This window comes from Sphingomonas sp. PAMC 26621 (assembly GCF_000251145.1).
Classification (GTDB): domain Bacteria; phylum Pseudomonadota; class Alphaproteobacteria; order Sphingomonadales; family Sphingomonadaceae; genus Sphingomonas.
The window spans coordinates 238,552-244,551 of sequence record NZ_AIDW01000003.1; the positions used below are offsets into that span (position 1 = coordinate 238,552).

At 68.4% G+C, this 6,000-nt stretch carries 3 protein-coding genes; 2 read left to right on the forward strand and 1 reads right to left on the reverse strand.

All coding sequences use genetic code 11. From position 1 onward, the window contains the following. Nucleotides 1-89: 89 nt before the first annotated feature. Entirely contained in the window at nt 90-1,736 is a 1,647-nt protein-coding gene (locus RI03_RS01225) for a helicase HerA domain-containing protein (RefSeq protein ID WP_026046352.1), read from the forward strand. A gap of 236 nt (nt 1,737-1,972) precedes the next feature. On the opposite strand, the gene RI03_RS01230 is transcribed toward RI03_RS01225, so the two are convergent. Then, nucleotides 1,973-3,439: a M23 family metallopeptidase gene (locus RI03_RS01230; protein WP_010214620.1), complete on the reverse strand. Its 1,467-nt coding sequence runs from the start codon at nt 3,437-3,439 to the stop codon at nt 1,973-1,975. 266 nt (nt 3,440-3,705) lie between these two features. Between RI03_RS01230 and RI03_RS01235 the strand changes: the two genes are divergently transcribed. Continuing rightward, a partial coding sequence (locus RI03_RS01235; RefSeq protein ID WP_010214621.1) for a helicase-related protein occupies nt 3,706-6,000 on the forward strand: 2,295 nt, incomplete at its 3' end.

The following is a 6,000-nucleotide window of genomic DNA, read 5'->3' on the forward strand; positions in this document are numbered from 1 at the left end:
GACGAAGGGCGGGAGGGACGCGCTGACACGCAATCTTTACCAGTCCCCGCCATGGTCCGGCGATCAGGAACGCCAGGATAATCACGCACATGACCCAAATGCCTGCCCCCCAGGCCTTTGCCGATCCGGCACCGCTGACGATCGCGACCTGTATCGGCATGGTGTTCGACATCGCGGGATCGAGCGGGATGGTCGTGCTCGACGCGGCCGCGCTGGATGAAACCGGCGCGCATCCCGACCCGGTCGTCGCGAGCGCGGGGTCGGTCGGCAGCCAGATCAAGATGCGGGTCGGCTCGACCTGGCTGATCGCCAACATCCGCTCGCTCAAGCTGCTCGACGGGCATGCCGACCGGATCGCCGCGCAGGTCGATTTCCTCGGCGAGGGCGACGAGGAGAAACTCACCGGCAAGCTCTACAATTTCCGCCGCGGCGTCACGCGCTATCCGGTCCCGGGGTGCATGGTCTATCCGGTCTCCTCCCCCGACATGAAGCAGATCTACGCCGCGGACGACCGCGCGCATATCGAGATCGGCACGGTCTATCCGACTCGCGACGTCCGCGCCGCGCTCTATGTCGATGCGCTGCTCGGCCGGCATTTCGCGCTGCTCGGCAGCACCGGCACCGGCAAGTCGACCAGCGCCGCACTGATCCTCCACCGGATCTGCGAGATGGCGCCGCAGGGCCATGTCGTCATGATCGATCCGCACGGCGAATATGCCTCGGCCTTCCGCGACAATGGCGCGATCTACGACGTGTCGAACCTGCAGATGCCCTATTGGCTGATGAACTTCGAGGAACATTGCGAGGTGTTCGTCACCAGCTCCGGCTCGGAGAAGCAGATCGACGCGGACATCCTCGCCAAATGCCTGTTGATGGCGCGCGCCAAGGGGCGGCTGGGGCAGGAGATCACCAAGCTGACGGTCGATGCGCCGGTGCCGTATCTGCTGAGCGACCTGACCAATCTGATCGGGCTCGAAATGGGCAAGATGGACCGCGCGGGCGACACCGCGCCGTATCTGCGGCTCAAGACCAAGATCGACGAGATCAAGGCCGATCCGCGCTACGGCTTCATGTTCTCAGGGATGCTGGTCGCGGACACGATGGCGGGGTTCCTCCAGCGTGTGTTCCGCCTGCCCGGCGACGGCAAGCCGATCTCGATCATCGACGTGTCGGGGGTGCCGAGCGAGATCACGTCCGTCGTGGTCGCGGTGCTCAGCCGGATGGTGTTCGATTTCGCGATCTGGTCGCGCGGGGAGCCCAAGCGCCCGATCCTGCTCGTCTGCGAGGAAGCGCATCGCTACATTCCGAACGGCGACAAGATCGATTCGAGCGTCGGGCGGATCCTCAGCCGGATCGCCAAGGAAGGCCGCAAATATGGCGTGTCGCTCGGGCTGATCACGCAGCGTCCGTCGGATCTGGCGGAAGGCGTGCTGTCGCAGTGCGGGACGATCATCGCGATGCGGCTCAACAACGATCGCGACCAGGCGTTCGTCCGCGCGGCGATGCCCGAGGGCGCGCGCGGGTTCCTCGATTCGATCCCCGCGCTGCGCAACCGCGAATGCATCGTCTGCGGCGAGGGCGTCGCGGTGCCGGTGCGCGTGTCGTTCGATTCGCTCGAGGATTCGCGGCGCCCGGCGTCGGACGATCCGGTCTTCTCGAAGCTGTGGCGCGAAACCGGCGGCGAGGACGAGATCATCGCGCGCACGCTCAAACGCTGGCGCGCGCAGGGGCGGTAAGGGAGGGGTAATTCATAATCCTGCCGTCATTCCGGTGACGGCATGGCCTCTGCAAAACCATAGCTGTTCTTCCGCGAAGGCGGGAGTCCAGGAGTCGCGAGAACTGTACGCCGTTGTTTTGCTTAGCCCTGGATTCCCGCCTTCGCGGGAAAACAGCAAACGGGGGGGGCGTAAACCGCCTCTCGCAGAGGTCTCGCCTTCGCCGGGGTGGCGGATTCCTGAGCGTTATCCTTGTCTTACGCGCCCGGCTTGACCGCGAGCAGCCCCGACACCTTCGCACGGAACGCGCGCAACTGCTCGCCCGACAGCGTCGAGAGGCTCGAAAACGAGAACCCGCGCGGGTTGACCGCGACGCCGCCGCGCAACACTTCCCAATGGAGATGCGGCCCGGTCGACAGCCCGCTGTTGCCCGAATAGGCGATCACGTCGCCGCGCGACACATGCTGCCCCGCACGCACCGCGAAGCGGCTGAGGTGTCCGTAACAGGTCACGATCGACCCGCCATGCGCCATCTTGAGGAAATTGCCATAGCCGCCACTGCGCCCGGCGAAGGCGACCACGCCGTCGGCGGGTGCATGCACCGGCGTGCCCCAGGCGGTGCCGATGTCGATCCCCTTGTGCATCCGCGAGAAGCCGAGCAGCGGATGGAAGCGCATTCCGAAGCTCGACGTGACGCGCGCCATCGAGACCGGCATCGTGAACTGGCCCTGCCGTTCCGCCTGGCCCGTCGCCTCATACCAGGTGCCGTCGTTCCACTGGACGAGCTGCGTCCTGTGCGAACGCTGGCCGAGCCCCGCGAACAGCAGCTTGCCGAGTTGCGTCTCTCCGGTCGCGGCGCGCTGGCGTTCGACGATCAAATCGTAGGTGTCGGTCGAATCGATCTCGCCGACCGGAACCTTGCTCGCGATCGCCTTGATATACGCCTCGACCGCGCGGATCGGGACGCCTGCCGCGCGCGCCGAGCGATACAGGCTCGATCCGACCGCGCCGGTAATGCGGAGCGGCGTATCGTCGACCGCGATCGCATGGCGCTCCAGCACCAGCCGGTCGCCGACGCGCTTGAGATCGAGCGCGAGATCGAACCGCGCGCGCAGCGACAGCGCCTCGAGCGGACGCGCGACGCTGCGATTGGGGCGGCGGCCGAGCGTCATCGGGATCTGCGTGCCGGGTTTCAGGTCGCCGAGCGACACCGTCGTCGCGACCAGAGCCACCGTATCCTGCGCATCGCGTTCGGAAAGCCCGGCGCGCTGGAGCATGTCGCCGAGGCTGTCGCCGTGGCCGACGGTTGCGGTGCGTTGCTCGATCGGGCGTTCGGGCGCTTCGGTGAGCGGGCGGACGAGGTCGTTCGACGCCATGTGCCGCCCGGTGTCCGCGCCCCAGGCGAGCGGCGCGATGATCTGCGCGCGCGCTTCCTCGCGGTCGGTGCCGGTCAGCGGTGCGGCGGTCTGACCGAGCAGGGGATGGGCGATCGGCGGCGCGACGGCGAATGCGGTGGCGCACAGCAGCGCGCAGGTTGCCGTCCCGCGCCACCAGTCGCGCGAGCCGATCCGCGTGCCGAGATCGGGAACCCAGTCGATCTGCGCGGCGACGGCGCGCAACCGTTCCAGTCGGCTGACCTGCGCAACCGGCGCGATCGCGCGGCCGAACGACAGCGCAGTCGTGCCGCCGGCATTTTCCAGGCCCTGGACATTGGGTACGAACAAGGCTGACTGGCCCCCGAAAGACGTGACACGCTGCCTGAATTGGCCCCGCAGCGTCAGGCCCAGGGACTGTGCCGCACGAATGCTAAAGTCAAATTAACTGCCGCTCGCGGTAATCCGCGATGCGGCCAACCGTTCGATGCGCGCGACGAGGCATGGAACGCTTTGCTGCCGCACCCGCGACCGGCAGGCGACAGTTTGATTGTCGGGCGATTTTAACAAAGACGGTGGTTGCGCAACGCGTTCCGCAACGCGATGTTGGCTCTGTCATGCAACGCGATCACGACAGCACCGTCACTGCGGTGCTCGGGCCGACCAACACCGGCAAGACGCATCTCGCGGTCGAGCGGATGTGCGGCCATTCGAGCGGCATGATCGGCTTTCCGCTGCGCTTGCTGGCGCGCGAGGTTTACGACCGCGTCGTCAAGATCAAGGGCGCGAACCGTGTCGCGCTGATCACCGGCGAGGAGAAGATCGTCCCCAAGGACGCGCGCTGGTTCCTGTGCACCGCCGAATCGATGCCGGTCGACCGCGATCTGGCGTTCGTTGCCGTCGATGAGGCGCAATTGGGCGCCGACATGGAACGTGGGCACGTGTTTACCGATCGCATCCTGCGTGCGCGCGGTCGCGAGGAGACGATGTTGCTCGGCTCGGAAGCGCTGCGGCCGATGGTCAAGGCGCTCGTCCCCGGAATCGAGATCATCAACCGGCCGCGCTTCTCGACGCTGAGCTATGCCGGTGCGAAGAAGATCAGCCGCCTCCCCAAACGGTCCGCGATCGTCGCGTTCAGTGCGGAGGAGGTCTATGCGGTCGCGGAAATGCTGCGGCGGCTGCGCGGCGGTGCTGCGGTCGTCATGGGCGCGCTCTCCCCGCGCACGCGCAACGCGCAGGTCGCGATGTTCCAGGCGGGCGAGGTCGATTATCTCGTCGCGACCGACGCGATCGGGATGGGGCTCAACATGGATGTCACCCATGTCGCCTTCGCCAGTCTCAACAAGTTCGATGGGCATCGCCAGCGTCGCCTGACCGTCGCCGAGATGGCGCAGATCGCGGGCCGCGCCGGGCGGCACCAGCGCGACGGGACGTTCGGCGCGTTGGTCGAGGAAGGGCCGGGGGCGTTCGCACCCGAGGAAGTGCTCGCGATCGAGGAGCATCGCTTCCCGCCGCTCGAGCATCTCTACTGGCGCGAGGGCGAGCCCGACTTCTCGAGCATCGCCGCGCTGATCGCGAGCCTCGAGGCGAAGCCTGAGAACCGCCGCCTGCGTGCGGCACCGCAATCGGTCGATCTCGCCGTCCTGAAGCGGATGGCGGAGGAGGACTGGGTCCGTGCCCGCGCGCGGCATCCGCTGATGGTCGCGCGGCTGTGGGCGGCGTGCGGGCTGCCCGATTTCCGCAAGCTCGGGGTCGATCCCCACACGCGCTTCGTCGCGCGGATTTTCGGGCATCTGAGCGAGGGGCAGGGGCATATCCCGCACCAGTGGTTCGCGGCAGAACTCGCACGGCTCGATACGGTCGCGGGGGATGTCGAGACGCTCGCCGGGCGGATCGCGGCGGCACGGAGTTGGGCGTATATCGCCAACCGCGTCGACTGGCTCGCCGACCCCGCGCATTGGGCCGAGCGCGCGAGCGCGGTCGAGGAGCGGCTGTCGGATGCGCTGCATTCGAGCCTGACGCAGCGCTTCGTCGACAAGCGTACGACGCTGCTGATGCGGCAGATCGGCGCGGACCCGCGGATGCTGCCGGTCACGATCGGCGCCGAGGGCGAGGTGATGGTCGAGGATCATGCGATCGGGCGGCTCGACGGGTTCCGTTTCACCGTCGCCGCTGATGCGCGCGCGAGCGACAAACGGATGCTGCTCGCCGCTGCCGAGCGCCGGCTGGGGGACGAGCGCGGCAAGCGCGGGACCGCACTGGCGGAGGCGGCGGATGCCGATGTCTCGCTGCGGACCGATGCGGGCGAGACGCCGGTGCTGCTGTGGCGCGGCTTTACCGTCGCGACCTTTGCGCCCGGGCAAAGCCTGGTGCGCCCACGGCTTCTGCTCGACCGCGCGCTCGATTGCCTCGACGTCGCGCTGCGGGCGAAGATCGAGCTGCGGTTGCGCGGCTGGTTCGGCGATGCGGTCGCGCGCGCGCTGCCGGGGCCGGTGCTGCTCGACTCGGTCCAGCGCGATCCGGCCGCGAGCCCGGCGTCGCGCGCGGTCGCGGCGGCGCTGGTCGCGGGCGGCGGGATGGTCGCGCGGAGCGAGGTCGTCGCAGTGCTCGACAAGCTCGACGGCGTCGCGCGCAAGGCGTTCCGGCGCGCGGGCGTGACGATCGGCGCACTCGACCTGTTCGATCCCCGTCTGCTCAAGCCCGCCGCCGCACGGTGGCGGCGCGCGCTGTTCGCGATCCGCGAGGGGCGACCGATTGCGGAAGCGCCGCGCGAGGGCGCGAGCGTGCTGGTGCGCGGCGTGGCCGGTGCGACGCTCGCGGACGGCTATCGCCCGATCGCGGCGCAGGCGGTGCGGATCGACCTGATCGAACGGATCGCGCGCGCGGCGCACGATGCGCGCGGTGCGGCGGGG

What these genes read in the sequence shown, in the direction of transcription:
- RI03_RS01225 (WP_026046352.1), top strand. Translation starts at nt 90, where the DNA reads ATGACCCAAATGCCTGCCCCCCAGGCCTTTGCCGATCCGGCACCGCTG.